Annotated in this window: 26 protein-coding genes; 11 read left to right on the top strand and 15 right to left on the bottom strand. The window is 65.7% G+C overall.

All coding sequences use genetic code 11. The features are described 5' to 3' along the window. Nucleotides 1-128 precede the first annotated feature (128 nt). Nucleotides 129-503 carry a VOC family protein gene (locus ACFXIV_RS27860; protein WP_379399158.1) on the bottom strand — a complete coding sequence of 125 codons (375 nt, stop codon included), beginning with the start codon at nt 501-503 and terminating at the stop codon, nt 129-131. Nucleotides 504-586: 83 nt separating this feature from the next. Here ACFXIV_RS27860 and ACFXIV_RS27855 point away from each other — a divergent pair, with 83 nt between their 5' ends. Continuing rightward, the gene (locus ACFXIV_RS27855) at nt 587-1,000 is read left to right on the top strand and encodes an ArsR/SmtB family transcription factor (RefSeq protein WP_379399157.1); all 414 of its coding nucleotides are present in this window, start codon (nt 587-589) and stop codon (nt 998-1,000) included. Here the strand turns inward: ACFXIV_RS27855 and ACFXIV_RS27850 are convergent. The 3 genes from ACFXIV_RS27850 to ACFXIV_RS27840 form a co-directional block, all read right to left on the bottom strand. Then, nucleotides 886-1,785, bottom strand: a complete 900-nt coding sequence (locus ACFXIV_RS27850; RefSeq protein WP_379399156.1) for a hypothetical protein — start codon at nt 1,783-1,785, stop codon at nt 886-888. The genes ACFXIV_RS27855 and ACFXIV_RS27850 overlap by 115 nt on opposite strands. A 15-nt stretch (nt 1,786-1,800) precedes the next feature. Beyond that, nucleotides 1,801-2,676 carry a 3-hydroxyacyl-CoA dehydrogenase family protein gene (locus ACFXIV_RS27845; protein ID WP_379399155.1) on the bottom strand — a complete coding sequence of 292 codons (876 nt, stop codon included), beginning with the start codon at nt 2,674-2,676 and terminating at the stop codon, nt 1,801-1,803. A gap of 719 nt (nt 2,677-3,395) precedes the next feature. Continuing rightward, nucleotides 3,396-4,703, bottom strand: a complete 1,308-nt coding sequence (locus ACFXIV_RS27840; RefSeq protein ID WP_379399154.1) for a PucR family transcriptional regulator — start codon at nt 4,701-4,703, stop codon at nt 3,396-3,398. A gap of 186 nt (nt 4,704-4,889) precedes the next feature. Here ACFXIV_RS27840 and bioB point away from each other — a divergent pair, with 186 nt between their 5' ends. After that, nucleotides 4,890-5,954 carry a biotin synthase BioB gene (gene bioB / locus ACFXIV_RS27835; protein WP_379399153.1) on the top strand — a complete coding sequence of 355 codons (1,065 nt, stop codon included), beginning with the start codon at nt 4,890-4,892 and terminating at the stop codon, nt 5,952-5,954. Nucleotides 5,955-6,000: 46 nt separating this feature from the next. Here the strand turns inward: bioB and ACFXIV_RS27830 are convergent, their stop codons facing one another. From ACFXIV_RS27830 to ACFXIV_RS27820, 3 genes are all read right to left on the bottom strand, one after another. Beyond that, complete coding sequence (locus ACFXIV_RS27830) at nt 6,001-7,200, bottom strand: cytochrome P450 (protein ID WP_379399152.1); 1,200 nt, start codon at nt 7,198-7,200, stop codon at nt 6,001-6,003. Between the two features lie 83 nt (nt 7,201-7,283). Beyond that, nucleotides 7,284-7,874 carry a TetR/AcrR family transcriptional regulator gene (locus ACFXIV_RS27825; protein WP_379399151.1) on the bottom strand — a complete coding sequence of 197 codons (591 nt, stop codon included), beginning with the start codon at nt 7,872-7,874 and terminating at the stop codon, nt 7,284-7,286. Between the two features lie 101 nt (nt 7,875-7,975). Next, the gene (locus tag ACFXIV_RS27820; protein ID WP_379399150.1) at nt 7,976-8,830 is read right to left on the bottom strand and encodes a hypothetical protein; all 855 of its coding nucleotides are present in this window, start codon (nt 8,828-8,830) and stop codon (nt 7,976-7,978) included. 284 nt (nt 8,831-9,114) lie between these two features. Between ACFXIV_RS27820 and ACFXIV_RS27815 the strand changes: the two genes are divergently transcribed. Then, complete coding sequence (locus ACFXIV_RS27815) at nt 9,115-10,260, top strand: methyltransferase (protein ID WP_379399149.1); 1,146 nt, start codon at nt 9,115-9,117, stop codon at nt 10,258-10,260. A gap of 62 nt (nt 10,261-10,322) precedes the next feature. Here ACFXIV_RS27815 and ACFXIV_RS27810 read toward each other — a convergent pair whose 3' ends face one another. From ACFXIV_RS27810 to ACFXIV_RS27800, 3 genes are all read right to left on the bottom strand, one after another. Continuing rightward, a complete protein-coding gene (locus ACFXIV_RS27810) occupies nt 10,323-10,523 on the bottom strand; it encodes a three-helix bundle dimerization domain-containing protein (RefSeq protein ID WP_379399148.1) in 201 nt (66 codons plus the stop codon). A 302-nt stretch (nt 10,524-10,825) separates the two neighbouring features. After that, a complete protein-coding gene (locus ACFXIV_RS27805) occupies nt 10,826-11,395 on the bottom strand; it encodes a hypothetical protein (RefSeq protein WP_379399147.1) in 570 nt (189 codons plus the stop codon). Nucleotides 11,396-12,165: 770 nt separating this feature from the next. Then, the gene (locus ACFXIV_RS27800) at nt 12,166-12,435 is read right to left on the bottom strand and encodes a hypothetical protein (protein WP_379421345.1); all 270 of its coding nucleotides are present in this window, start codon (nt 12,433-12,435) and stop codon (nt 12,166-12,168) included. Nucleotides 12,436-13,665: 1,230 nt separating this feature from the next. Between ACFXIV_RS27800 and ACFXIV_RS27795 the strand changes: the two genes are divergently transcribed. The 3 genes from ACFXIV_RS27795 (at nt 13,666) to ACFXIV_RS27785 (ending at nt 16,510) form a co-directional block, all read left to right on the top strand. Beyond that, nucleotides 13,666-14,034, top strand: coding sequence for a YrdB family protein (locus ACFXIV_RS27795; RefSeq protein ID WP_379399145.1), 369 nt, complete (start codon nt 13,666-13,668; stop codon nt 14,032-14,034). A 121-nt stretch (nt 14,035-14,155) separates the two neighbouring features. Next, a complete protein-coding gene (locus tag ACFXIV_RS27790) occupies nt 14,156-15,460 on the top strand; it encodes a family 1 glycosylhydrolase (RefSeq protein WP_379399144.1) in 1,305 nt (434 codons plus the stop codon). A 126-nt stretch (nt 15,461-15,586) separates the two neighbouring features. Further along, on the top strand, nt 15,587-16,510 hold the full coding sequence (locus tag ACFXIV_RS27785; RefSeq protein ID WP_379399143.1) for a universal stress protein: 924 nt from the start codon (nt 15,587-15,589) through the stop codon (nt 16,508-16,510). A gap of 125 nt (nt 16,511-16,635) precedes the next feature. Here ACFXIV_RS27785 and ACFXIV_RS27780 read toward each other — a convergent pair whose 3' ends face one another. The 3 genes from ACFXIV_RS27780 to ACFXIV_RS27770 form a co-directional block, all read right to left on the bottom strand. Beyond that, nucleotides 16,636-17,826, bottom strand: coding sequence for an AI-2E family transporter (locus ACFXIV_RS27780; protein WP_379399142.1), 1,191 nt, complete (start codon nt 17,824-17,826; stop codon nt 16,636-16,638). A gap of 188 nt (nt 17,827-18,014) precedes the next feature. Next, the gene (locus ACFXIV_RS27775; protein WP_379399141.1) at nt 18,015-18,437 is read right to left on the bottom strand and encodes a ribonuclease domain-containing protein; all 423 of its coding nucleotides are present in this window, start codon (nt 18,435-18,437) and stop codon (nt 18,015-18,017) included. Between the two features lie 608 nt (nt 18,438-19,045). Next, nucleotides 19,046-19,672 carry a TetR/AcrR family transcriptional regulator gene (locus ACFXIV_RS27770; RefSeq protein ID WP_379399140.1) on the bottom strand — a complete coding sequence of 209 codons (627 nt, stop codon included), beginning with the start codon at nt 19,670-19,672 and terminating at the stop codon, nt 19,046-19,048. Nucleotides 19,673-19,801: 129 nt separating this feature from the next. Here ACFXIV_RS27770 and ACFXIV_RS27765 point away from each other — a divergent pair, with 129 nt between their 5' ends. From ACFXIV_RS27765 to ACFXIV_RS27755, 3 genes are read left to right on the top strand one after another with little or no spacing between them, the layout of a single operon-like run. After that, a complete protein-coding gene (locus tag ACFXIV_RS27765; protein WP_379399139.1) occupies nt 19,802-20,539 on the top strand; it encodes a hypothetical protein in 738 nt (245 codons plus the stop codon). 27 nt (nt 20,540-20,566) lie between these two features. Then, on the top strand, nt 20,567-21,115 hold the full coding sequence (locus ACFXIV_RS27760; protein ID WP_379399138.1) for a DUF302 domain-containing protein: 549 nt from the start codon (nt 20,567-20,569) through the stop codon (nt 21,113-21,115). A 24-nt stretch (nt 21,116-21,139) separates the two neighbouring features. Then, nucleotides 21,140-21,262 carry a hypothetical protein gene (locus tag ACFXIV_RS27755; RefSeq protein WP_379399137.1) on the top strand — a complete coding sequence of 41 codons (123 nt, stop codon included), beginning with the start codon at nt 21,140-21,142 and terminating at the stop codon, nt 21,260-21,262. A gap of 169 nt (nt 21,263-21,431) precedes the next feature. Here the strand turns inward: ACFXIV_RS27755 and ACFXIV_RS27750 are convergent, their stop codons facing one another. Further along, nucleotides 21,432-22,421 carry a hypothetical protein gene (locus ACFXIV_RS27750; protein ID WP_379399136.1) on the bottom strand — a complete coding sequence of 330 codons (990 nt, stop codon included), beginning with the start codon at nt 22,419-22,421 and terminating at the stop codon, nt 21,432-21,434. Between the two features lie 31 nt (nt 22,422-22,452). After that, nucleotides 22,453-23,559: a phosphotransferase family protein gene (locus ACFXIV_RS27745; RefSeq protein ID WP_379399135.1), complete on the bottom strand. Its 1,107-nt coding sequence runs from the start codon at nt 23,557-23,559 to the stop codon at nt 22,453-22,455. Nucleotides 23,560-23,661: 102 nt separating this feature from the next. On the opposite strand from ACFXIV_RS27745, the gene ACFXIV_RS27740 reads away from it, so the two are divergent. Further along, a complete protein-coding gene (locus tag ACFXIV_RS27740; protein WP_379399134.1) occupies nt 23,662-24,291 on the top strand; it encodes a TetR/AcrR family transcriptional regulator in 630 nt (209 codons plus the stop codon). Between the two features lie 281 nt (nt 24,292-24,572). Next, entirely contained in the window at nt 24,573-25,013 is a 441-nt protein-coding gene (locus ACFXIV_RS27735; protein WP_379399252.1) for a DUF4913 domain-containing protein, read from the top strand. Nucleotides 25,014-25,018 lie beyond the last annotated feature (5 nt).

The following is a 25,018-nucleotide window of genomic DNA, read 5'->3' as shown; positions in this document are numbered from 1 at the left end:
GGATCGGTCGGCGGCGGGCTCCGGATCAGGCCCCGCCCGCCAGGCGAAGGACCCGAGCGCCCCGCCATCGGCGCCATCCTGGCCACCGCCCGCGCCGGTGCCTGATCGCCGCGCGGGGCCTGCCGTCGTCAGCTCGCGACGGATTCGACCTTGGCCGTATCGAATTCGACGTATTCGATGCGTGCGCCGCCGGGGTGCCGCACCGTCAGATTGCGGCCGGTGGGAACGTCGTTCGGGCCGTCGAGGATGTCGCCGCCGAGGGTGGTGATGATCGTGAGCACCTCGTCCAGGTCGTCCACTATCGCGGTGGCGTGTGTTTCCCGGTAGGGGGCAAGGGCTTCCGGGGTTCCGGCGATGAGCAGGTAGGCGCCGATGCCGGCCAGTTCCAGCTCGCGGTAGGCGAAGCGGAGCCGGGGCTGCTCACCGGTGAGCGCGGTGAACGTGGGCAATGCGGCGTCCAGATCGTCGACGTAGACGCGGGCCAGGGTGCTGAGGACCGTCACAGGCAATCTCATTTCGATATTTCCGAATTAACGAAACGAACGTAAGCTGGTGCCCCGGTCATGTCAACCGAACGAGGAACCCGATGCCGCCGCTGACCCAGCCGAATACCGCGGACCTGAACCTGGTGACGGTGCTGCACACCCTGGGGGACCCGGTCCGGATGGAACTGGTGCGCCTCATGGCCGTCCACGGCGAAATCTCCTGCAGCCCCGACCATCTCGTAATCCCGAGATCGACCCTGTCGAACCATTGGCGCACCCTGCGCGAGGCCGGCCTCACCGTCACCCGCGTCGACGGCAAGGCCCGCTACATGACCCTGCGCCGGGCCGACCTCGACGAACGATTCCCCGGCGTTCTCGACGCGGTGCTCGGGTCCCTCGCTCAGAGGTCTGCCAGTGCCAGTCCGGTGAGCGCGCCACCGGGGCGGGCGATTTCGGTGTCGATGCCGTCATCGAGGTCGACGAGGCGGATCGCACCGCCGAGATCGCTGACGTAGAACCGGGATTCGCTGATCGCCACCACGCCGATGGCCTCGCGGTAGCCGCTGGACAGGATGGTCACCGGTCCAGGAACCGGGTCGACCGAGGCGCGGTTGAGGGTATTGCCCGCGGGTTCTGCGCCGCGATCGGTCCACAGCAGGTTCCCGTCGCCGGACAGTGCCAGGTCGATCGGTTCGGGGAGATCGTGCCAGAGCACCTCGATATCGGTGCGGGCTGCGGGGGAGGTGCCGGCGGGGAGCTCGAGTGGCGCGCGGAAGATCCGGCCTTCACCAGCCTTCGGTGCGCCCTTCTGGGTCCAGTAGAGGTGGCGGCGGTCGAGGTCCAGGCAGATGCCGACCGGCCAATTCCGAGACTGCACAGCGTCTTCGGTGCCTTCCCCGGTGACCACCAGCGGGCGCAGCTCGCCCCCGGCGAGATTGCAGGTGAGGACCTGCATGCCCTCGCGGTCGCACCAGTACAGGTGGCCGGTGTCGAAATCGGCGGTGAGCTGCTTGCCGGTGGTGAACGCACCGGGCGGGACGATCACCGTGCGATTGCCGCCGTCGAGGTCGGCGCGTTCGAGCATGCCGGTCCGGTGGAAGAACACGGGTTCCGTGCCGGGCGTGGGACGCATGTCGGGTGCGCCCATGCTGGTCCAGTACACGTGCCCGCGATCCTGATCGACGGTGACGCCGTCGGGGTAGGCGTCCAACCCGGTGATCAGGGTGCGCACGTCACCCCCGTCGAGCGAGATCGCGTGCATGGCACGGGCTTTGAGGTCGAGCGCGAGCAGATGTTTCATCGCGGCCTCCTGCCGTCAAAGCCGATTCGGGTCGGGGTAGTCGTCGTAGAAGCCGGCACCGGATTTCACGCCCAGCTTGCCGTCGGCGATATAGCGCTTCAGCAGAATGCGCGGGCCCTCGGGTAGATGCGGATTCTCCTGGGCGTAATGCTCTTCGATATCGAGCACCACATCGAGGCCGACGCTGTCCATCATCCGGAACGGACCCGCCTCGGTGCCGAAATTCAGCTTGAACATGGCATCGACATCCTGCGGGGTCGAGACGCCCTCGTAGACGACGTCGAGCGATTCGCGTTTCAGCGCCGCCCAGATCCGATTGAGGATGAAGCCGGTGCTCTCCTTACGGCACAGGAAAGGATGCAGACCGTATTCGGGGAACGTCGACATGACGAAGTCGATGATCTCGGGCGCGGTATCGCCATCGGACATCACATCGAGCGTCGTCGACGCGGGCGGCATATAGAAATGCGTATTGAGCATGCGGTCGCGGGTCGAAAGCCTCTCGGTGAACAGCCTGCTCGCATACGACGACGAATTCGACGAGACGACCGCATCGGCCGCGCACAGTCCGTCGAGCTGACCGAAGATCGACTTCTTGAGGTCGAGCCGCTCCGGCACCGCCTCCACCACCAGCCACGCCTCCGCCACCGCATCGGCCAGGTCCGGCACATAACTCACGATCCCCGGCGTGCCGCCGTCGATGTGGGCGGCCACCGCGGGCAATTCGCCGGTCGCATACCCGGCGGCCTGCGTCCCCTGCGTCCCGTTCGGATCGGTGATGTGCACGGTGCCGCCCCGCGTGGCGAACATCAGCGCAATGCGCCGGCCCAGGGTTCCCGCGCCGATCACGGCCACCGGCCGATTGCGATAGTCATTCGGTATCGCGGCCATTCCCCGCTCCTTCGATGAAAGGTCCGAGCTGTGAATTCGCGTAATCGATCGCTATACCGTAGCGGGGCATACTCCTCTCCCGGGGTAGCGGCAGCATTGTCGGCGCGGTGGGCGGGTGTGGACGCGGTGGTGGTCCGGCGGGCGGACACGGTTCGGGCTCAGGGCGCTCGTCAGGTCCATGGCTTCGGCACCACGCGGGATGTCGGCGAGTAATCGATAACCCGGCCATTTGGTTACGTCGTAGCCGCCGTAAGCGTCGAAAATGCTTTGATACTGGCCGTCGGTGATCCGCCGGAAGTCGCTGTGGTCGACCGCCAGTTGGACGAGATCCCCTCACGCCAACCAACCGATACGTTGTCGAGGTAGAGAACGGTGGGAACACCCGAGGGCGGTACCACAAGATTTCCTTGCCATGCTCGTCGTGTATCACGCACGGCGCCGATGGATCGTCGAACTCGTTGTACTGCTGCTGAAGTCGCGCATACTGCTCCAAACACCGAGAACGGGCGCCTTCGTGGATCGTGATTGCGGACTCGATGCGTACTCGCAGTCCATCGAATGGCGTGTAGCTCGGCAGCTGAAACTGTTGGCGCAGTGGACATCCGGCGTGATCGTGGAGGCCGTGACCGATCAGTGCGCCCTCGCTCTGCGCGACCGGCTCGCCGCCCTGCACGTGCCCGCCACGTTCGATCTGCGCCGGTCGGCACCCGCTCCTGGGGCTACTGGGAGGAAGACCTGCACAAGTCCTGGGCATTGTTCGACCGGGTGCTCCGGTAGGTGCGCGCCACCAGGGCCGAGCGCAGATACCAGACCCCCGAGGTGTGCGTCGGGTCGAATCCGGTGAGCCGGCCGATACGTTTCAGCCGGTAGTCGACGGTATTGGTGTGGACATGCAGCGTCCGGGCCGTACGCTGACGGTTCAGGTTGTTGCTGATGTGCAGCTGCAGCGTCTGCAGCAGTTCGGGATACTCGTCCAGCGGATCCAGCAGCGTCCCGAGGTGATCGCGGCCGGGACCCGGACGGGTGAGCTGGTATTCGAGCGAGAGATCGTCGAAGCGGTACAGCCCGCGCACCAGCTGCAAGCGCTGCACCATGTCGAGCAGCTCGTGCGCCTGCTCGGTCGCGGCCGGAATCTGTTGCGGCGCAGCCTGGGTGACCGCCGCGGTGATCGGCACCTGCGCGGCCCGGGAGAGGTTGACGATGAATTCGTCGAGCTCCGCATCGGGCAGCCCGTGCTCCGGGATCAGGATGGTGCCGCCGTCGACGCTCAGCAGCGAGAGCGCCTTGTCCGGATAGCGGGTCGCGAGCTCGGCCTGCGTCCGGCGCAGTTTGCGGCGCGCGACCACCTGACTGTCGAGCGCCCGGTTCATCTCGTCCGGATGCGGCGGAATCGAAACCGCAAGCACCCGATACGATTCCGCGATCTCGATGCCGCACTCGCGGGCCATGGTGGAGGTGCTGTGGCCGCCGAGCAGCGCCGAGGTCAACGTGTGCACGGCGGTGTGGTGCTCGCTGATCACCGCGCGCAGCTCGCGCACGTACGCGACCGAGACGGCCGCCGTCATCCGATCCAGCAGCTCCACCACGAGTTTCGCGCCGCCGACCATGGCGTGGAAGTCCGATGCGGTGAGCGAGGGCGTGGTCGTGCCCGCCGCCTGCGTGTACTTGCTGGTGGACTTGGCCATCACCAGGTCCAGGCCGATCTTGAAGCCCTCGTGGATGGCGTGATGGATGGTGTCGATCGGAATGCCCTCGCGGGCCCACTGCGCCGCGGCGTCCTCGAGGCGCTTGGTCTTCTCCGGGATGTCCCGGCCGTCGAGCATGCTCACCGCCAGCTCGAGGCAGGTGCGGGTGATGGTCGTGACATCCCCGCGCAGCGCGTCGCCCGGCAGCGTCCCGCACGGGACCACGGTCTCCACGAAATGCCCGACCATGCGTCGCGACAGCTCGCGGACGTCCCGCAGCGCCGACGACAGCGGCATGCCCGAAATGGTCAGGCCCGAACTCGGTGAATCGATCATCGACATTCCGGTTTCTCCCTTGCACCCCCTGCTTCCCGATCCCGAAGCTACCGATCATCCGGACCGGCTGTCCGGGCACTCGGCCTGTGAATATTCGGCAAACGTCACCCACCTCGGACTGTTAGTTATCACAAAAGGCCACGTCAAACCAATACTTGAACGATGTTCAAGCTCGAGGTAGATTGCCTTGACATGACTGATGGACTGTTGAATCTGTTGGTGGACAAGGCGTTACGCCGAACGGTCCCGACCCGGGCGGAGGCGCTGGCATTGCTGAGCGGCGCGCAACCGCTCATCGACGTCGTGGCGGCGGGCTCGCGGGTGCGACACGAATTCTTCGGCGCGCGTGTCAAACTCAACACGATCGTCAACATGAAGAGCGGTCTGTGCCCGGAGGACTGCGGGTACTGCTCGCAGCGGCTGGGCTCGGCATCCGGTGTGCTGAAGTACTCCTGGATCACGCCCGAGCAGGCCGCGCGGGTCGTCGGGCAGGCGATTGCGGGCGGGGCCAAACGAGTGTGCCTGGTCGCTAGCGGGCGCGGGCCCGGCGAACGGGATCTGACCAGAATCGAGCAGACCATTGCCGCCATCACGGCCGACCATCCGCAGACGGAGATCTGCGTGTGCCTGGGCCTATTGGGGGAGGGACAGGCCGAGCGGCTCGCGGCGGCCGGCGCCCACGCCTACAGCCACAACCTCAACACCTCCGAGGCGCGCTATGCCGACATCTGCAGTACGCACACCTTCGACGATCGCGTCGACACCGTGCTGCGGGCGAGCGCGGCCGGGCTGTCACCGTGTTCCGGAGCGATTTTCGGCATGGGGGAGTCGGACGAGGACATCGTCGATCTGGCCTTCGCGCTGCGGGCGCTGGACCCGGACTCGGTGCCGGTCAACTTCCTGATCCCGTTCGATGGAACGCCGCTGGCGGGACAGTGGGAGCTGACGCCCGACCGCTGCCTGCGCATTCTCGCGCTGTTCCGCTTCTTCTTCCCCGACGTGGAGGTGCGGCTGGCCGGTGGCCGTGAGCTCCACCTGCGCGGCCTGCAACCGCTGGCGCTGCACCTGGCCAATTCGATCTTTCTGGGCGACTACCTCACCAGCGAGGGGCAGCCCGGAGCCGACGACCGGCAGATGATCATCGATGCCGGATTCACCATCGAGGGCGCGCAGGAGCAGACCCTGCCGCCGGCGCGCCACGACCTGGTCGCGGTGCGCAAACGTGGTGCGGGGACGGATCTTCCGGCGAACGCGTAGGGTGCGCCGTGGGCGGCTCGCCGAAGGGGCCGCCCACGGCCGGGCGCTACCAGACGACCGGAAGCGCTTTCGGGCCGCGCAGCAGCATGCCCGTCTTCCACTCCACCTCGTCGGCGGGCACTGCAAGGCGCAGGTTCGGGAAGCGGCGCAGCAGCGCGGTCAGCGTCACCTGCAGTTCGAGGCGGGCCAGTTGCGCACCCACGCAGTGATGGAAGCCGTGGCCGAAGGCCAAGTGCGAGTTGTGATGTCGGGCCAGGTCCATGGTGTCCGGATCCGGGAAGACCGTCTCGTCGCGGTTCGCGGTCGCCAGATCCACGAAGACGGCCTCGCCCGCGCGAATGAGCGTGCCCGACAGTTCGACATCCTCGACGGCGATGCGCGGGAACGCGCCGCCATTGCCGAGCTGGATGTAGCGGAGCAGCTCCTCGATGGCGGCCGGGACGAGATCGGGATCCGCACGCAGACGGTCCCATTCGCCCGCGGTGAGCAGGACGTAGACGAAATTGGCGATCTGATTGGCCGTGGTCTCGTGACCGGCGACCAGCAGGGTGAGGCCGAGCGTGATCAGCTCGTCCTCGCTGAGCCGGTCATCGTTGTCCCGGGCCGCCACCAGCGCGCCGAGCAGATCATCGGCGGGGTGGGCGCGGCGCTCGGCGATCTGCTCGGTCAGGTATTCGGCGACGGCGGCGAACGCGGCCAGTCGTTCCTCGTCGGGGACGGCGGTGGTGGACATGATCGCGTCGGAGAAGTCGCGGAAACGATGCTGGTCCTGCGGTGGCACGCCGAGCATTTCGCAGATGACCGTGACCGGCACCGGGAGCGCCAGCGCCGCCACCAGGTCGGCGGGCGAGCCGGCCGCGGCCATGGCCGTCAGCATGTCCTCGACGATCTCCTCGGCGCGTGGGCGCAGCTCCTGCACGCGACGGGTGGTGAACGCGGTCATGGTCAGCTTGCGGAGCCGGGTCAGCTCCGGCGGGTCCATGCTGGTCGGGATGTTCGGCATGGCCGGTGTCTCGCGCACCCGCGGCACATCCTCGCGGCCTACCGTGGCGGCGCGGCTGAACCGGGGATCGCTGAGCACCGAGCGCACGTCCGCGTAGCGGGTGACGAGCCAGGCCTCGCCGCCGTAGGGCAGCCGGACGCGGGAAATCGGTTCCTCGCGGAGCAGTGTCATCGCCGTCGGATGCGGATCGAGCCGGACCGGATCGCCGAACGGATAGTGGCGGACTTCGGTAGGTGTGGTCACGCGAAACTCCTTCTGATGTAAGCAAATGCTTACAGCGGTCGATCGTAGGAGTGCGCCACCCAACCGTCAACGCTCGATTTCCGTTATGACGGAGGGAAATTCGTACTTACCCGGTCCAGGAGGACTCGCGCCGAACGCAGGACGTGATCGGCGACGACGGCCGGGTCGGCGCTCGCCAGCGGCTCCCAGTGATAGACCGATCGCAGCAGACCGATGCCCAGCAGCCAGGCCACCACCAGATCGGCCCGCAATTCGGCGTCCGGGCCGTCGCCGAGTTCGGACAGTGCCCGCACGTATCGTTCGTCCAGCTCCCGCCGGATCACTGACACGCCGCTGGCATGTCCGCTCGATCGTAGCGCGGCCTGCAGCCAAAGCTGTTGATCGGCAGCAGTATTCAGCATCCCGGCCAGCAGCCGGCCGAGCAGCTCGTCCGCGGGACCTTCCGACAGCACCCGATGGCCGCGATCCGCGACGACCGCCCGGAACAGCTCGTCCTTGTTCCCGAAGTACCGGAACAGCAGCGCCTGATTCGCTCCGGCCCGGGCCGCGATCTCCCGCACGGTCGTGCCCTCGAAACCCTTCTCGGCGAACACCTCCCGCGCCGCGGTCAGCAGGGCCGAGCGGGTGGCATTGGCATCCTTGTGCCGCCCGCTGGTTTCGCTCCCGGTACCCATTCGCCCTCCGATGTCGCCGCGCCGACGCGCGGCTCGTACGCCGTCGGCTCCTGCCGCGACCATAGACTCGGCGGCGACGGCAGTGCCGGGGCTACCTCGGCTTACCCTTTGCGTCGGAGACCACCGGCGGTGCGCTCCGCGTCGATGGCGGCTACGCCCACTCGATCCTGTTGGAGCCCGGTGACGGTGCGTATTCTCTTGTAGCTGTAGGTGATTCCCGCGACGAGAATGATCAGCAGGACTGCGGTGGTGCCCCAGGTGCCGAAACCGAGCCCGCCCTTGTCGTGCGATTTGGACAGCAGATCGCCCACCGTCGCACCGAGCGGTCGGGTGAGGATGAACGCAAGCCAGAACAGCAGGACCCCCGAGATCCGGGTCAGGTAATGGGCGGCAAGCAGGGCGGCCATGACCGCGGCGATGAGCAGCGCGCCCCCGCCGTAGCCGAGTCCGGAACTGTCGGAGAGGTAGTCGCCCAGGGAGGTACCCAGTGTGTTGGACAGCAGAATGGCCGCCCAGTACAGCAGTTCGCCACGCGTGCTGGTGATTCCGGTGACGTCGTAGGTCTGGCCGCTGAGCTTCCAGATGACGAAGACGACGGCCAGGCCGGTGATCAGGACGGCCGCGCCCGCGCCGTAGCCCAGGCCGCCGTCGGTGGAGGTGCCCGAACCGGGGCCGCGATTGAGGAAATCGGAGATGGTGGTGCCGGCCGTGCTGGTCGCGGCGATCACGGTCCAGTACAGCGCGGGATGGAACTGGCGGGCCCCCAACTGGGCAACCAGGCTGACGGCGAAGATGCCCAGAAACAGCATCGACGCCGCCGCATAGCCGAGGCTCAGGGTTTGGGCCAGCAGATCCCCACCGGTCTCGCCGAGCGTGGTCGCCGCGATCTTCAGCACCCAGAACAGGGCGGTGACCTGGGGGAGCTTGTAGTTCGTATGCGGTTGCGCCGCGGACATGCGGATCCCTTTCGAGCAGTCGGTTACCGGACACGGGGGAGTCTGCCCGCCGGTCGCTGAGAAGGCGCTGAGACACGTCCGATCCGGGCGTGTGCAATCATGGGGACGGACATCTGACGGAGGGACCGACCGTGGGCATGGGAATGGTGCTGGGCGACAACCGCTCCTGCGCTTCGCCGCGGGAACGGTCCGAATCGCCCTCGTTCTGACGGAAAGTCGCTCTCCGGACTCCTGCCTCGAAGCGTCGCCGGCCCCAGGCGCCTTCGTTTCCGCAGGAGTTCGTCATGTCCACCCTCAGCTGGACCGAGAATCGATCGGTCTACACCGCCCACTGGCATTCCGAGAACGGGGCTCCGGCCCCCGCCCGCATCGTCGTCGCCGACGACCGCACGACCGCGCAGACCGCCCACCGGCTCGCGCGGGCGGGCACGGGCCTGGTGTGGCGCGGGGATTTTCACAATGCTCGCCAGTTGCTGCGAGCCCTCGACCGCCGTCTGCGGCGAGCCGCACGACCGATTGGGCGCGAAAGCAGTCCGGCAGCGGTGTTCCATCAGCAGCGTGCCGCGCAGGCCGAGCGCGCCGGGATACTCGGCAGGCTGCTGATCGTGCTCGAACCTGGTTACTCTCTCGAGCTACGGCGCGCGCACGATGTTCGGTCGGCGTGCGAACACGCTTACGCGGCGGTGCGCCCGAATTGCCCAGATATCCAGCGGATGTGCGTGTCGCTGACCGAGCTGCTCGGGGTGCTCAGCGCCTATCAGTGGCATCGGAACGGCGTCGAGATTCCAGCGCTGGGCGCGCGCATCCATCCTGACTACGGCGTGTTCTCCCCGGTTCGCGGCGAGTACGTCGATCTCGTCGCCGGCGCGCCGTTTCCGGCGAAAGCGCAGCGGCCCTCCGTATCCGATCTCGGCACGGGGACCGGGGTGCTCGCCGCGGTTCTGGCCCGGCGCGGTGCGCGGGTGACCGCCACCGACATCAATCCTCGCGCGGTGGCCTGTGCCGAGGCGAACCTGGACCGCCTCGGCCTCACCGGCCTGGTTCGGGTCGCGGAAGCCGATCTGTGGCCCGAGGGTTGTGCGGACCTGATCGTCTGCAACCCGCCCTGGCTGCCGGCGCACCCGACCTCAGCGCTGGAGCTCGGCATCTACGACCCCGGATCGACTGTGCTGCACCGCTTCCTGGACGGATTGCGCCACCACCTCGCCCCGCACGGTGAGGGCTGGCTGATTCTCTCCGACCTCGCCGAACGCCTCGAATTGCGAAGCCGGGACGAGTTCCGTGCGCGCATCGCCGCCTCCGGGCTGCGCGTGGCAGCTCGGTACGACACACCTCCGCGGCATCCGCGAGCGTCGGACAGCAGCGATCCTCTCTACGAGGCTCGGCGGGGTGAGGTCACCTCGTTGTGGCGACTGGTGCCAAACGACTGATCGGTCCGAGCGGTGGTGCCGGCTCCCCCCTACCGGAGCCGGCACCACGGCTGAACAACCTGCTACCCGTCGACCCGCACGGCCGAGCTGTAGCACACCCGACGGCTCAACTGCCGCTCGGCGATCCGCTCCACCAGCAGCGGAATGAACTCCCGAACCCGGTGCCCCTCGAAATCCCGATGAATACCCCGAACCACCTCCCCGACGACGCGAGCCGTCAAATCAGGAAATCGATTGGACAGCCGCGCGACAAGATCGCTCATCTGCTGCTCTTCATCGGATCCCGTCATACCGCGAGTTCGCCTCCATCACCAGCGTTCGTGCGCCGGCACCCGTCCCGTCCCAACGGATGACCAGCGAAGTGGACAACGGTCCGGGGTGCGCTCACCCCGGACCGTGCCCCTCGAGTGTTGCGGCAAAGAACGAGCTTTTCGCCCCGGAACCGCTTTCTGGCACATTTTGTCGCGCACTAGGCACACCAGGTCCTGGCCGCTTGCGGATGAGAAATGCAAATGAAATTTCATTTGCAACAACGCCATTCGAATCGGGATCGGCACCGCCAGAGCTATCGGGTGGGAAGCGGCCGGGCCCGTTCGCGAACCTCGGCCAGGTGCTCCCGCGGAGTCCATTCGTTGAGCCACGCGGGGACCGGAAGGCTCGGCGCTGCCACACAGAGGTCATCACGGGCGGCGGTGGCGAACTCCTTCCGCAGGTGGTAGGCGTCCCGGTTGATCAGTAGCCAATCATCCGGATCGGTCAGTTTGCCCTTTGCGAACCACTCGAAAGTCCATGTGTACCTGTTGAGTTCGTCGCCGATCGCGACGGCGGACGGGCTTCCCAGAAGCTGCACTTCCTGCCACCGTTGAATGCGGTCACGTTCCAGGTCGGCGAGTCGAGTGAGAGCCTCTTCCAGCGACGGAGCCTCAGGATCCGCTTCGCCGCTCCGCAATCTGACCAATTGGCCGGCTACGGAGTGCATCTTCCTGGTGACGATCAGATACTCCGAGTAGACCTGCAGCCTGCGCTCGTCCCACCGCGCGGCCTGCGTGCGGTTCCATTTGGATCGTTCGTTGACATATGACGCGAGGAATGTGATTCCACCACCGATGACCACACCGCTCAGCGTGCCGAGCAACTGAGAAAGCACGACCAAATCCTATCCGCCACAACAGATTCTGTCGGAAGGATGGCGGGTCGCCGCCCGGGGCGGGCCTCTCACGCTTGTTCGCGCGACGTCGTCGATGGGCTCCTCGGCGCGCACAGTGACTCGGCTCCAGCGATGGAGTCGGGTCGCGCGATCATTGGGATCGTGACCAGGGCCCACACGAGATTGAGCATGCCGGTGAGCAAGGTGACTTGGGCCGCGGGCACTCCGCCACCTCGGAACCTGTTGCCCAGGCACCTTGGGACCGACCGGACCCTCGCAGCTATGGCGATCCGGGCCGGCGCGAGCGAACACACCTTCAGCTGCCACTTTGGCGACCAATCTGGGCACCCGCCCCGCCAGCGGCTCCGCCGGACCCGCATCCGCTGAGCCAAGCACCTCCTCGGATGCTTCAAACGAATAGCCGACGTCCCGTACGCCTTCTGCATCCGCCCGCTAGACGTGGCTGGTGTCAAGACCCAACTGGCCGCACTACTTGCGCGGTCGTCGGAAACGCGTGCGGCCGCGGGGCCTCGATGCCTCAGTTCCTTTTGCAATTGCTTCCGAAATGACTCCACCCAGTTCGCTGTCGGAAACTTCGCCGCTTGCCTCCAAGTGGAAATCTCTGCCGTCCGATACGTGGAGATGTATGGAGGTGTTCTTGTTGCGCATTCTCCGCCACATGTCGATGACGATCGCGTATAGCGAGGACAGTGCACCGCCTGCCAGTAGAATTCTCGCAACTATGTCAATGATTTCACTCATGCCATAGCGCCTTTCACGACGGCGAAAAAGCTCACAATAAGGGCGGTTGGGTATGCCCAGAAGCACAACTGCATTGTCGACTGGGTGGCGCCGTCAGGTAACACTAGGTACTCGGAAATCGAACCAAGACTGACGATGAATACGCCGAATACCAGGAGTTTTCCCAGGAAGCCCTTGTTTGGTGCCGAGATCAACTCGCCAACTGATCCGAATGCAATCACACCCCCGATCAGCAGGAGGTCGCCGTGCCCGAGGATGCTGACCATGGTAAGAGGTTCATTTCTCTTGATTTGCAACCGTAGGGCTAGCGCGCCAATGGGGAGTAGTCCGGTTATCACGGTGAACAGTATCCAGTTGCCCACTGAGTTCCCGATTTTCTCGTGATTGGTCTTCCAGGATTCCTTGATTTTCGATATTACTGCCACTTGATTTCGTCCCCAAAATGAATGTCTATCGATTTGAACCTATAGGGCTGAGAGCCCCGACGCGCGGTCCAGTCGTATTGATAGCGATTATGCGCGTTCGGGTGTGGTCTGTCCGGTAGAACCCGGTGGGATTGGACTTGACCGTCCCATACACTGTACTTTTCCTGGAAACCGAATCCCGGGGGCGGTTGAATCGGAAAAAAATACGGTCTGGCTGGCGGCTCGAAACCCTCAGGCAAAGCTGGACATCTGATCGCACATCGTGAGTCGCCGGGTGTCCTTGGTAGGCGGAGCCCTGGCTTGAGCCGCGCGGCACGGTCTGTTCTTGCCTGCGTTTGTCGTGGCCGTCGGCCGGGGTCCCACGACTGTGTGCTGGCCCATCGCGGGTCTGAAGTAGCCGATCGGCGTTGACTGGATATGTGCGAGAAGCGGTCTGGGCAGGGGGATCGGCGGGGGTATGACATCGGAGCCGGTCGATATGGCTGGGGCGGTTCGGATCGCGTGGCTGGTGGAGCAGTTCGACTGGGTGTGCGCGATCGAAGACGTTCGACAGTGGTGCGCGTTGCCTGGCGGCGGCAGGCCATTCGGTACGGCATCGGGTTCATAGAAACAGATCTCGAGGTTCAGCCGTCTGCGACCGACTCCGTGGGCGATCTGTCCGATCTGGCCTGGAGTGATCGGTCCACGACCAATGGATCGGTTAATCCCGAGCACCAACAGATGCTCGATCCAGGAACCAGTTACCACGGCGATTAGGTTGCAGCCCAGCGCATCCTGCATCGAGGCAACCAGTAGCAGAAGCGATTCGCAACGCTTGGCGGGATGCGTTTGTGAAGTAGGTCTCGCGTAGCCCGGCCGAACGTCTGGCGCTCGAGCATCTTTGCGCGGGTGACAAGGCTCTCGGGGAGTTGGCTCCCGATGCTATGGCTTGTGAAATGACGTTACTTGGAACCCTTGGCGCGTTCGGTCACCTTTTCGGCGCGAATTGACCACCGGGCGGGGCGGTGGCCGCTCGTAGAGTTGGCGGGTGTCCTCGGGCGAGATGGGGATGTGAATGATGAGGATTGTCGGATGTCGTTGAACCCGTTCATGCTCGGCGTGCGATTTCTGCTCGAGCTGACCGCTGTGGTGTCGTTCGGAATTCTGGGGTGGCGAGGGTTCGATGTGCCGTGGCGGTTTGCCCTGGTGTTGGTACTGCCGATCGTGGTGGCGGCGGTGTGGGGGATGTTTGCCGTGCCGGGGGATCCGAGCCGGAACGGGGAAGCGACGGTTGCCGTGCCCGGCGTTGTGCGGCTGGTGATCGAAGTGCTCGTGCTGGGTGGCGGGGCGGTCGCGCTGTGGGGTGCGGGGCTGTCGATGGCGGCGCTCGTGTCGGCGGTTGTCTTGGTGTTGTACCAGGTCCTCGCGTATGACCGAGTCGGCTGGCTGATTGCGCATTGAGTGGAGCTCTCGTCGTGAGCGGTCCGATGGCTGTGTGACATTCCGGATCCGGGACCGAAAACGGGGCTCGATCTGGTCAGAGTGCCCCGAGACCGGTTCTCCGGGAGGTAATCTCGATGCGATGGGACAACGTGCACTGTTCACACTGGCATGTATCGTTCTCACCGCCTGGTGCATGGTCGCCACGCCCGGCAGGGTTGCCGCCGATCCGGGGCTACCGCCGGTGGGCGGCAATTTCCTCTGGGGAGTGTCCAGTTCCGGGTTTCAGAGTGAAGGCTCTGCGCCGGACAGCAATTGGAGCCGTTACGCGGGATCCGGTCGAGCCGAGGACTACCGCAATTCGGTCGACTTCTTTCATCGCTACGATGAGGATATCCAGCACGCCGCCAACCTCGGTGTCGGCGTCTACCGGATCAGCGTGGAATGGGCCCGGGTGCAACCGAATCCGGGCGAATGGGATTTCTCCTTCTACGACAGCATGATCGCGCGAATTCGCGCGGCCGGAATCCGGCCCATGATCACCCTGGACCACTGGGTGTTCCCGGGCTGGGAGGTCGATCGCGGCGGCTGGCGCAATCCGGGCATGGTCGATGATTGGCTCACCAACGCCCGCGCGGTCGTGGACCGCTACGCGCACTTCGATCCGCTGTGGGTCACCTTCAACGAGCCCCTCGCCTATACCGGAAAAGAGCAGCAGATCGGCGATCTCGGCGCACTCGACGTCGCACCCATGATCGATCGGATGGTCGCCGCGCACCGCGCGATCTACGACCACATCCACCTCCGGCAGACCGGTGCCATGGTCACGAGCAACATCGCCTTCTCGGCCATCGGCACGGCACAGGCCGACGCGTCCTTCGTCGACCGGATCGCGGACAAGCTCGACTACATCGGAATCGATTACTACTACGGTGGATCCCTGACCAATCCCCCGAATCTGGCGGCCCTGCTGACCAACCAGCCCTCGAGCCTCGTCCTCGAACCCGACGGCATCTACTACGTCCTGCGTCGATACGCGCAGAAGTTCCCGGGCCGCCCCCTCTACATCGTCGAGAACGGCATGCCCTCCGACAACGGCTCACCCACCACCGACGGCATGACCCGCGAGGACGACCTGCGCGACACCGTCTACTGGGTCCAGCGCGCCAAGGCCGACGGCATCAACGTCATCGGCTACAACTACTGGAGCATCACCGACAACTATGAATGGGGCAGCTACTCACCACGTTTCGGCCTCTACACCGTCAACGTCACCACCGACCCCACCCTGACCCGCCACCCCACCGCCGCGGTCCCCGCCTACCGCGACATCACCACCTCCGGCGGCGTCCCCGCCGACTACCTCCCCACCCGCCCTCCGGCCCTCTGCTCCATCCAGGACCTCCCCTCCAGCTGCTTCAACCCGGTAACCGTCCCGGGCCGCTGACCCACACCCCTCCGGCCGGGACTGGCAGTGGCGATTCCGGGTCGAGGTGGTGGGCGGTGCTATGTTCGGATTTGCGAGACCCACTGGTTCTGCTCGGTTCACGGCATCCCAGGAGGTGGGCAAGTCATGAGTTCCCCGAAGTCGCGCGATCCGCACTCGATATCCACCGCACCGATCGTGGTCGGTGTCGATGATTCTCCGGCCGCGCTGTCGGCCGTGCGCTGGGCGGCGGAGACCGCGGCGGCGCGCGGGCGCGAACTGTTGATCGCGCACGGCACGAACGTGAATGTGATCGTGGGGGTGATGGGCACCTTTTCGAGTGTGAATTCCGAAGTCGAGCAATCGATTCAGGCTTTCGGCGCCGACCTGGTGGCACAGGCCCGGGAGGTCGCCGAAATGGCCGCGCCCGCCGTGATGGTGCGCACCGAGGTGTTCCCGCAGCATCCGGCGAGGATGTTGATCGACCTCTCGGCCACCGCCCATATGACGGTGCTCGGCGGTCCGGCCGAACGCCGGGGCTTGAACCGGATCGGTTCCATCCTGGTCTCGGTGGCGAGCCAGGCGGCCGGATCGGTGGTCGTGGTGCGCGACGACGACCCCGAATGGGTGGACCGCCGCACGGCGCCGGTCGTGGTCGGCGTCGACGGCAGCCCGGTCAGCGACGCGGCGGTCGCCACCGCGTTCTACGAGGCGTCCGTGCGCAACGCGCGGCTCGTGGCTGTACACGCGTGGAGCGACCTGTACCTGGCCCGGTACTCGGGATTCATCGATACCTCCATCGAGGCCGCGCAAGCGACCGAGGCGGAGCGGGCGTTGCTGGTCGAACGGCTGGCAGGGTGGCAGGAGAAGTACCCCGACGTCGAGATCACCCGTGACATCCACCTCGCCGATCCGGTCGAGCACCTGCTGACCTGGTCCGAGGGGGCCCAACTGCTGGTTGTCGGCAGCCGCGGCCGGGGCGGGTTCGTCGGCATGCTGCTCGGCTCCACCAGCAATGCGCTCGTGCAGCGCGCGAACTGTCCGGTCATGGTGGTCCACCCGGAGTCGTAAGCCGGCAGGTGGGCTGGTCGGTGTGGAACTCGGGAATGTAGGAGATACCGACGAGGAGGCCCTCGCGGCTTTGGATCTTCATGTCTCTCAACCTCCTTCGGATAGCCGCGGGTGTTCCGGGGCAGCTATTCGGCGTTCGGGGCTCGATGTCGGGAACTAGTTCGTCGTGCGGGTTCGGGTTTCGGTGGGATCTCCACGTCGTAGCGGCGGACGTACGCGGCCAGGAAGGCTTGTGCGGTGGCTGTCACCGGGATGGCGAGTAGTGCGCCCGTCGCTCCGAACAGGGCCGCGCCCGCGAGAACCGCGCCGAAGGCGACCGCGGGATGCATGTCGAGGGTGGTCGCGGTGATGCGCGGCTGCAGGACGTAGTTCTCGAATTGCTGGTAGACGACGATGAATCCGAGAATCCACAGCGCCGACCGTGGATTGTGGGCCAGCGCCACCAGCACTGGCAGTGCACCCGCGAGGTAGGTGCCGACGGTCGGGATGAACTGGGACACCACCCCCACCCACAGCGCGAGCGCGAAGGCGGACGGAATCCCCAGCACCCGCATTGCCGCGTAGTGTGCCAGCGCAGAGCAGAACGCGAGCAGTGCGCGCGAGTAAATGTAGCCGCCCGTCTTCTCGACCGCGATATCCCAGGCGCGCAACACATGTCGCTGCCGCTGCGGCGGCAGGAGCGAGCACACCGCATTGCGGAAGCGCGGTCCGTCCGCGGCGAAATAGTAGGTGAACAGCAGCACGCCCAGGCCCTGGAACAGCACGCCGAGTGCCGTGGTGCCGATGCCCCAGACGTCGTCGGCCAGGTTCAGCGCCCAGGACTGCAGTTTCGAGCTGATGTCCGAGGTGCGATCGGTGATATCGGTGACCGAGAGGTCGGTGTGGAACGTGCTGTTGATCCAGGTGACCGCACTGTGCATATCCCGCGGCAGGTTCTCGATCAGTGTCGTCACCTGACCGACCACCAATTCGCCCATGGTCCAGACGAATCCGACCAGCACCACGGTCACCACCACGAACACCGCCAGGGTCGCCGCACCGCGTTTCCAGCGGCGCGCGGCCAGCCAGTTCACCGCGGGTTCGATGGCGAAGGCCAGGAACAACGACACCACCAGCACCGTCAGCAGACCGCGCAGGCGCATCAGCCCCCAGAAGGTGATGACGACCCCGGCCACCGTGGCCGCTGCCAGCAGATAGGCCCGCGGCAACCAGGCCGGGACCACCGACGCGACCAGCCGGTCCGGCCTGACCTCCGCCGCAGCGTCGTCGTCCGGGCTCTGCTCCTGCTCTCCGGAGTCGGATTCGTCCTGGGGCACTCCGCAAACGTACTGGCGTCCGGCCGATCAGCGTCGCAGTGCGCATGTGCCCGCGTGTTCCGGCCGCGCGGAAGCTGCAGCAGCCCAGCGCCGATGGTCGCTCGATCGAGCGGAATCCCGCCCCTGCCGCGGTCATGCCCTCGAACCTGCCACATCGTCGAGCCGCTACTCCACGTGGCGCAGCGCGATCAGCGCATTCTCGTGAAACTGGCGTAGTGATCGTCTGTGTACCACGCCGAACCGTCGTTGCCGGTCACGATCCGCTCCGCATCGCGGGATCGGCCTGGTTGCTTGCAGTTGACATCCCACTCCAGATAGCCGACACCCTCGGGCAACTGGCCGCCTCTGTTCTGCCATGTGGTACCACCTTTGGTTCCGGGACAGTCGGTCGGGGGCCATTTGCCTTGGTCGATCAGACTCAATGTTGTCCAGGCTCGCTGGGGAACCGTGGAGTCCACCAGGCGTACCTCGACACCGGCCACCGTCGAGTGCTGGGTCACCTGCTCTGTGTGGCCACCTGACAAAAGCAATGCCACCGTGGCGAGTGCAACTGAAGCGACAGCAATTGCCTTACCCCACAACGTTCTCAGCGCGATCGTCTCCACCGTCATGAGTGCCCACGGTGTCATATGGGTCTGAATCGGCCCTCACGGCGAGCTGTCGTACGGGTGAATGCGGACCAGATGGAACAGGCTCGCGGCCCAGCCGTCCCATGGCCCGCCATCGATCTCACATCTCGGCCATGCTCAGCTCGACCCCTGCTGCGGTGAGACGCTTCGTCAGGGGCGTACCCATGGCGACGGCCGGTGTCAGCACGCCGCCGCCAGCTCGCCGGTCATGGCGGACGTGGCAGCAAGCCCCACCGATCCCCGGCCGGTGTAGATCAGCTCGGAATCGCGAGAACCGATGCCCCCCAATCGTTCTGGATGCAGCGATCGCGATCGTGTACGCGGTGCCCTATCTCGTCGTCGCCGGTGTGTGCTGGATCCGGGCCGGGGGACTCACTTGCGCAACGCCTCGTGCAGCCGCAGAACATGGACGCTGTGCGGTCCGTCGTCAGGTCGGTATTGCGCAATGACGAGCTCGAAATTCGATGGGAGGTCGGGACATCCGTGAGATCGCCCATTCGCGATGTGCGCAATGCCCATGCCGAGGGTGCTCCACGATCCCAGGTTCGCCCGCCAGCGGCACCATTCTGATCGTGGCGGGCATCGCGCACTTACATGGTCAAGAGGCCGCGCTCGGTCGCGTCCAGCACTCGCTCGAGTGAGTCTTCGATGTTCTCGGGTGTGGCGGGCAGTGGGCCGTCGAGGAGTAGGCCGGCGAGGCCGTGTACTGCTGACCATGCGGCTATTTCGGCGCCGGGGCGGCGGATTGGGTTGAGGAGGCCTGCGGTTTGGGCTTCGTCGAGGACCTGGCCGAGGATTTCGAAGGGGCCGCATTCCTCGGTGGGGAGTGCGGGTGGGGGAAGTTCGGGCGCAGGGGGATAGGCGATGAAGGCTGTTCGGAACAGGCCTGGTTCGGCCAGGGCGAAGTGGACGTAGGCGGTGCCGACTGCGCGTAGGCGGAGGCGGGGATCGTTGGTGCGGGCTACTTGGTGGCGCATCTCGGAGGCGAGGGCCTGGCGTGCGTGATGTGCTACCTCGGCTAGGAGGGCTTCTCGGTCAGTGAAGTGGCGGTAGGCCGCCGAGTGAGTGACGCCGGCGGCTCGGGCGGCTTCGCGGAGGATTACTCGGTCCGGGCCGCCCTCACGGGCCAGGGCGATGCCGGCCTCGATCAAGGTCGCGCGCAAGGCGCCGTGGTGGTACGGCTTCGCGCGATCGCGACTGGTAGTGGCCTGACCCATGGGGCAAGGATTCCACGGATCCAGGATGTTGACAACGGTCACATTTGGTCGCACACTCGGATGTAACCAGTGGTTACATCCCGCTGGTTCGCCTGAACGACACTCTTGAAACACCGAGCGGAGCATGTGATGTCCTCTGCACCTCCCTATCTCTGGGCGCTCGAGATCATAGGGCTGGTCGCGATAGTTCTTGTCACCACCCGCACCTTGCGGTCATCGGCCGTCGAGGTCGGCATCGATAGGGTTGTGGCGCAACGAATTTCGACCCTCTTCATTGTCGGCTGGATAGCTTGGACGGCCCTGGTCGTCGTGCTGGCGGCCAACAACGCCCTACGGCTGGACGAGGGCACGGTCAGACCGTGGCTGGGCGTGGCGATCGTCGCACCGATCGTGGTCCTGCTGGCGAGTTCCCGACTACCGCTGATCCAGCGGATGCTTTCTCATCCAGGTATTGCCGCAACGTTGGTCCGGCCGCACGAGGTGCGCTTCATCGGCATCGTCTTCCTGACCGCCTTGGCGTTGGGTGAGTTGCCGCCTGCGTTCGCACTTCCGGCCGGAATCGGTGACATAGCAATAGGTCTGGCTGCGTCATGGCTGGTCCGCAGTCCTCGTCTTGAAAGTAGAACTCGAAGCATCTTCTGGCTCAACGTATTCGGATTGATCGACTTCCTGTACGCCATCATTGTCGGGTTCCTGGGTGGACCGGGGCGTACCCAGCTGCTGCACCTGACCCCATCGACACAGCCACTGTCGATGCTGCCGTTGGTGCTCATACCGACGACCGGAGTTCCCATCCTGTTCGTCTTCCACGTCATCTCGCTGGCCAAGCTGCGGGCCACCGCGCCCGTCGCGGCCGTCCGTGCCTGAATACTCCTCGGCAGAAAAGGAAGCACAATGAGCACCACCCCCGTCGACAAAAGCGCTCGTGTCCAACGTGTTCGGCACGAGGTGAACCGGATCACCATCGCAGCCGACGCCACGTTCGAGGAGCTGCGTACGCGTTTCGAGCAGCTGGTCCCCGACATCGAACTCGACGAGTTGAGTCAATTGATCGCAACCGGTGATCTGGAACGAGTGAAGAAGTACACCGAAGCGCGAACACCGAACTCCTTCGCCAACTTCTGGACCTTGGACCCGACTGCCATGATGGCGCTGCGGGGGAGCACCGCGCAGTTGGTCACCTACATGGTGGGCAACAACCTGATCGCGGAGCGCATGTTCCGCCACGATCCGGGCGTGATGCTCTACGCGCCGATCCGCGTCGCCATCTACACCGACAACGATCGGACGTTCGTCAGCTTCGACCAGCCGTCGACACGCTTCGACACCTTCGACGACGAAAACATCAGCGCGGTCGGCCGGCTCCTCGATGAGAAGATCGCCGCGCTGCTGGTGCTTCTCGGCGTGGAGGTGCCGGACGAACTATCACGGCAGACCGTGTAGTTCGTGCCGCCGGGGGCAAACTGCATGCAGGCATTGTCTGGCCAATGGTGGACCGACGGCATCCGGGACACGATGCAGGCCGACGCCGGATCGGCGCGTGCCGTCGAGCGTGACCGCGCCCGCGCGACGTGGAACCGCCTCGAGTAGTGGACGTGAACGGCCTACGTGCTGAATGCGTGAGCGGATCGAGCGGGTAGCCAGATGTAGGAATGGACCCCAGAAAGAACTGGGGTTCATTTCTTTGCTAGTGAACGACGACTCGCGTTTAGGCGCATGCCGATTGCCGCCGATGACGGTCACGCCGTAATTGGGATGACTATCCGGCGGCCCGCTGCAGCCCCTGGCCGACCTGACCGCGGAGGAGTCGGGTTACGGGCCCGGTGCCGGCGCGAGGGTTGGTGGAGTACTCCAGATCGCCGAATCCGACTCTGCCGTCGAGCACGGCGGAGCCCACTGCGTCGACCCATGCGACTCCGTGGTGTTCGCTCAGGAGGACGGGCCCCGGGTCGAGCCGGAGGACGTAGCGGTCGCCGTCGGGCAGACCGATCGTCGCGGTCGCGCCGGCGGCGCTCATCCCGTCGGCCTCCATCTCCAGGAGCACGTGGACGTCCTGGGTTCGGGTCACCACTCCATCGCGGACCACGTACCCGTAGCCGCCCAGGGACCCGTCGAGAGCGTGCCAGACGATGCACCCGAGCGACAGGTCCGGCCCGAAAGTTACTGGGCACCAACGGTGGTTGAGGATCGTTTCCCATCGGCGCACCCCCCAGCTGTGGTCGCGGTGGCAGAGTCCGTCGACCTCGAATGTCCGCCCGTCGAGAGTCACCTGCCCGGTGATCCGGCCGGAGGTCTCGAAGTGGTTGCTCGCGATTTCGTCGACGAGGCTGCCGGCGTCCTTGGGAAAGAAGTCGGTGCGGGCGTAGAAGTCGTCGACGACGAGGTCGGCGTGAAATTCGTTGTCGTCGACCTCGATTCGGAGTCCGCCGTCGTAAGTGTGGCGATAGGCGCCGTCGAGGGCGCCGAAGCCGTTGGTCAGCCGGTCGCGCGGGCCGAGTGGACTGGTGGAGTTTCGACGGAAGCTCGTGCCGGTGTCGGTCACTACGCCACCGGTGACGACCGTGAGACCGCCGGCGTGGTTCGGTTCGTGGCCGATCCGGAGGAAGCCGCCGATACCGGCGTGTGGGTCGCGCCAGCTGATCGCGACACCTTCCTGCCACCATTCGGTGCCGTCGGATTCGTGAGCCCATTCGGATGTCTCGTCGTGCTCGACGACGTCAGGGATTTCCGAGGTGTCTGCGGTGGTCATGATTCTCCTCGAGTGGGGTCGGATGGCGCGTTCAGCGGTTGCCGATGAAGTGGCTGCTGGCTTCGGAGGGTGCGGGGACGCCGGTGAGGACGCTGAGCAAGTGCAGCATCGGGTTGCTGGCGGCGAGCGTGTTCTCGGGCGGCAGCAGTCCTGCCTCGGCCATGATCGCGGCGGCGCGGACCATCATCACCGAAGTACGAAGGGCAGCGAACGCCTCGTAGAAGTCGACGTCGCTGCGGCTGACTGTGCGACCGGCCAGCTCCTCATAACGCGCGATGGTCTCGTCGCGGTCGTACAGTCCCGATGGCAGAGGTGCACCGATCCCGTCGGTGTGATGGCGGTTGAAAAAGAGCCACCAGCCCAGGTCCTGTTCAGGCGCCCCGAGTCCGACCATCTCCCAATCGAGCACGGCGGCAACGGAAAGGTCGTCGGCGAACAGGAGGTTGCCCAGCCGCGCGTCGCCCCAGCTCAGGCCCAGTGTCTCCGGTTCGTCGGGCAGGTTGTCGCGAACCCAGTCGATGCCCGCGTCGATGGTCGGGATGCGACTCTCACCGCGCACGCGATCGTAGAAGTCCTCGTAGAGCGCGAGTTGGGCGCTCAGTCCGCGGTGCAGACCGGGCACGTCGTCCAGGACCTCCGGCGGCGCCTGGTGCACACGAACGAGCGCCCGCAGCGCGTTGTCGTTGAGCTCGCGTCGTTGCGCCTCGCTGAGGTCGAGGACCCAGCCCTGTCTGGTGAACGGCGGGTCGTCTGCTGCGGTCCGGCCGGGGACCCGGTCCATGACCAGGAACGGCCCGCCGAGCACGGCGTTGTCCGGCTCGAACCATCGCAGGCCCGGAACGCCGACGTCGGCTCCACTCCGCAGGGCCGTGAGCACGGCGTACTCGGTCGCGGGCGGGTACGACGGAAGGACGCCCAGGCCGTCGCTGAACAGCCGTGCAACCAGGTCATTGCTCCGGCGTCGGCCGTCTTCGGTCCAGATGGCTGCGAAGAGAACGGTCTGGTTCGAGATCCCGCTGGCCTGTGGCACCACCACATCGGTCACCGCGAGATCGGTGACGTGTGGCAGCACTCCGGCAAGCCAGTCGGCGAGGCGCGCCTGCGCCTCGGAAGCGTCGAGGGTGTTCGCCAGGGCCATGATCGGTGCCTTTCATCGGGGACGTGAGCAGCGTAACAATTTTTTGATCATATGCTCCAGATTGAAATTTCTTTCGAGAACGGCTGAAGTTAGGATGACGGCATGACCGCCACGGAACGTGGGCGAGACCACGTACCCTCCCCGCGAGTACGTCGGAAGCAGGAGGCCGCCCGTGTTGCGCTGATCGCCGCTGCCCGCGCGCTGATAGCGGAAAAGGGCGTGGCAGGGTTGCGCGTCCGGGATGTCACGGCTGCTGCGAACGTCGGGTTCGGCTCGTTCTACGGTCACTTCCCCGACACAGCCGCGCTTGTCGACGCCGTGTTCACAGAGGTCGTCAGCGAACTGGCCGACCGTGTTTTCGGGGCTATCGGCGACGAGGACGACCCCGTCGTCGTCGTGTCCATCGCGCACCGAATGTTCGTCCGCCTCGCGACCGAGGATCCGCAGCTCGCCCGCATCCTCGTCAACCTTCATCACGCCGACGAGCTTTTCGGCGCGGCCGTCGCGGGCTACCTGCGTCCCATACTTGTCCACGGCGTCGAGTCCGGCCAGTTCGTAGCCGACGACTTCGACACCGCGGTCACATTCGTCGCCGGGGCGACCCTGGCCGTCGTGCGTTCCGCACTCGCCGGCACGGCCGTGAACCACGTGGAGGACGCCAGCGCGCGACTACTGCTACGCACCCTCGGCGTCGTGAACACGAACAGGTCGCGGCCGACGCATCGACCTTGACGATCTCCGCATCTACACGCTCCCGTTCATCGCTGATCACACCGATTCCCACTGTGCTCGACGGAACACTGCCTGCGGCGCGATTTGCCGCCCTCGGCTGGATCACGCAGACCGCCTTCGCGCATCCCGCAGTGACGGTTGAACCGCCCATACCACCGGCGTTCCCGGGTTGGGACACATCGACGCCCACATGCGTATCGTCCTCGACGCCCCCCAACGGACCGTTGCACCGGTGCACCTGAGCTACACATGTTCCGTTGCAATCGTTATCGGCCCAACGGGTGCCGGTGGGGTGGTTCGGCCAGCCGCGGACGCCGCCGAAGGGCGGACCTGACTCTGATGGACACCAGCCTCCACCCCCGCGATTTGCGCACTACGCCGACTTCGTCCATCAGTGGCTACTTCCGGTCACGGCCGTGCGCACTGCGGCGAATCATTGTGAAGGCCATTACACCTGGTGCCGACAATGGTGGGCTCATCACGGCCTCGGGGTCCGGTTCGCAGCAGTGCACGCCGCCTTCGAAGCAGCGCGACGCTCAGACGACGACACCGCGATGAGCACGCTGTTCGTCGCCCACATCGACCCGCCACCTACGGGTGATCCTCGACGCCGCCGAGGGCCCCTGCATCGCTGGACCCCCCCGAGCGTCACGTCTCCCAGCCCGGACTGCCGGCCGTATCCGTTCCGACGGGATGGTTCGGCGGCCCAGGTGCTTATATAGCGTCG

Origin of the sequence: Nocardia sp. NPDC059236 (assembly GCF_042754085.1) — a bacterium.
Classification (GTDB): domain Bacteria; phylum Actinomycetota; class Actinomycetes; order Mycobacteriales; family Mycobacteriaceae; genus Nocardia.
Note: the sequence above shows the minus strand (reverse complement) of the source record. Positions and strands in the feature narration are given on the sequence as shown.

Bases quoted from the DNA above. Each gene is read 5' to 3' on its own strand.
- ACFXIV_RS27810 (WP_379399148.1), bottom strand. From the start codon at position 10,523: ATGAGCGATCTTGTCGCGCGGCTGTCCAATCGATTTCCTGATTTGACG.
- ACFXIV_RS27770 (WP_379399140.1), bottom strand. From the start codon at position 19,672: ATGGGTCAGGCCACTACCAGTCGCGATCGCGCGAAGCCGTACCACCAC.
- bioB (WP_379399153.1), top strand. From the start codon at position 4,890: ATGACTGATGGACTGTTGAATCTGTTGGTGGACAAGGCGTTACGCCGA.
- ACFXIV_RS27755 (WP_379399137.1), top strand. From the start codon at position 21,140: ATGCAGGCATTGTCTGGCCAATGGTGGACCGACGGCATCCGGGACACG.
- ACFXIV_RS27765 (WP_379399139.1), top strand. From the start codon at position 19,802: ATGTCCTCTGCACCTCCCTATCTCTGGGCGCTCGAGATCATAGGGCTG.
- ACFXIV_RS27775 (WP_379399141.1), bottom strand. From the start codon at position 18,437: ATGACGGTGGAGACGATCGCGCTGAGAACGTTGTGGGGTAAGGCAATT.
- ACFXIV_RS27745 (WP_379399135.1), bottom strand. From the start codon at position 23,559: ATGGCCCTGGCGAACACCCTCGACGCTTCCGAGGCGCAGGCGCGCCTC.
- ACFXIV_RS27820 (WP_379399150.1), bottom strand. From the start codon at position 8,830: ATGTCCGCGGCGCAACCGCATACGAACTACAAGCTCCCCCAGGTCACC.
- ACFXIV_RS27785 (WP_379399143.1), top strand. From the start codon at position 15,587: ATGAGTTCCCCGAAGTCGCGCGATCCGCACTCGATATCCACCGCACCG.
- ACFXIV_RS27840 (WP_379399154.1), bottom strand. From the start codon at position 4,703: ATGTCGATGATCGATTCACCGAGTTCGGGCCTGACCATTTCGGGCATG.
- ACFXIV_RS27855 (WP_379399157.1), top strand. From the start codon at position 587: ATGCCGCCGCTGACCCAGCCGAATACCGCGGACCTGAACCTGGTGACG.
- ACFXIV_RS27760 (WP_379399138.1), top strand. From the start codon at position 20,567: ATGAGCACCACCCCCGTCGACAAAAGCGCTCGTGTCCAACGTGTTCGG.
- ACFXIV_RS27815 (WP_379399149.1), top strand. From the start codon at position 9,115: ATGTCCACCCTCAGCTGGACCGAGAATCGATCGGTCTACACCGCCCAC.
- ACFXIV_RS27795 (WP_379399145.1), top strand. From the start codon at position 13,666: ATGTCGTTGAACCCGTTCATGCTCGGCGTGCGATTTCTGCTCGAGCTG.
- ACFXIV_RS27750 (WP_379399136.1), bottom strand. From the start codon at position 22,421: ATGACCACCGCAGACACCTCGGAAATCCCTGACGTCGTCGAGCACGAC.
- ACFXIV_RS27845 (WP_379399155.1), bottom strand. From the start codon at position 2,676: ATGGCCGCGATACCGAATGACTATCGCAATCGGCCGGTGGCCGTGATC.
- ACFXIV_RS27825 (WP_379399151.1), bottom strand. From the start codon at position 7,874: ATGGGTACCGGGAGCGAAACCAGCGGGCGGCACAAGGATGCCAATGCC.
- ACFXIV_RS27850 (WP_379399156.1), bottom strand. From the start codon at position 1,785: ATGAAACATCTGCTCGCGCTCGACCTCAAAGCCCGTGCCATGCACGCG.
- ACFXIV_RS27790 (WP_379399144.1), top strand. From the start codon at position 14,156: ATGGGACAACGTGCACTGTTCACACTGGCATGTATCGTTCTCACCGCC.
- ACFXIV_RS27800 (WP_379421345.1), bottom strand. From the start codon at position 12,435: ATGGTCAGCATCCTCGGGCACGGCGACCTCCTGCTGATCGGGGGTGTG.
- ACFXIV_RS27740 (WP_379399134.1), top strand. From the start codon at position 23,662: ATGACCGCCACGGAACGTGGGCGAGACCACGTACCCTCCCCGCGAGTA.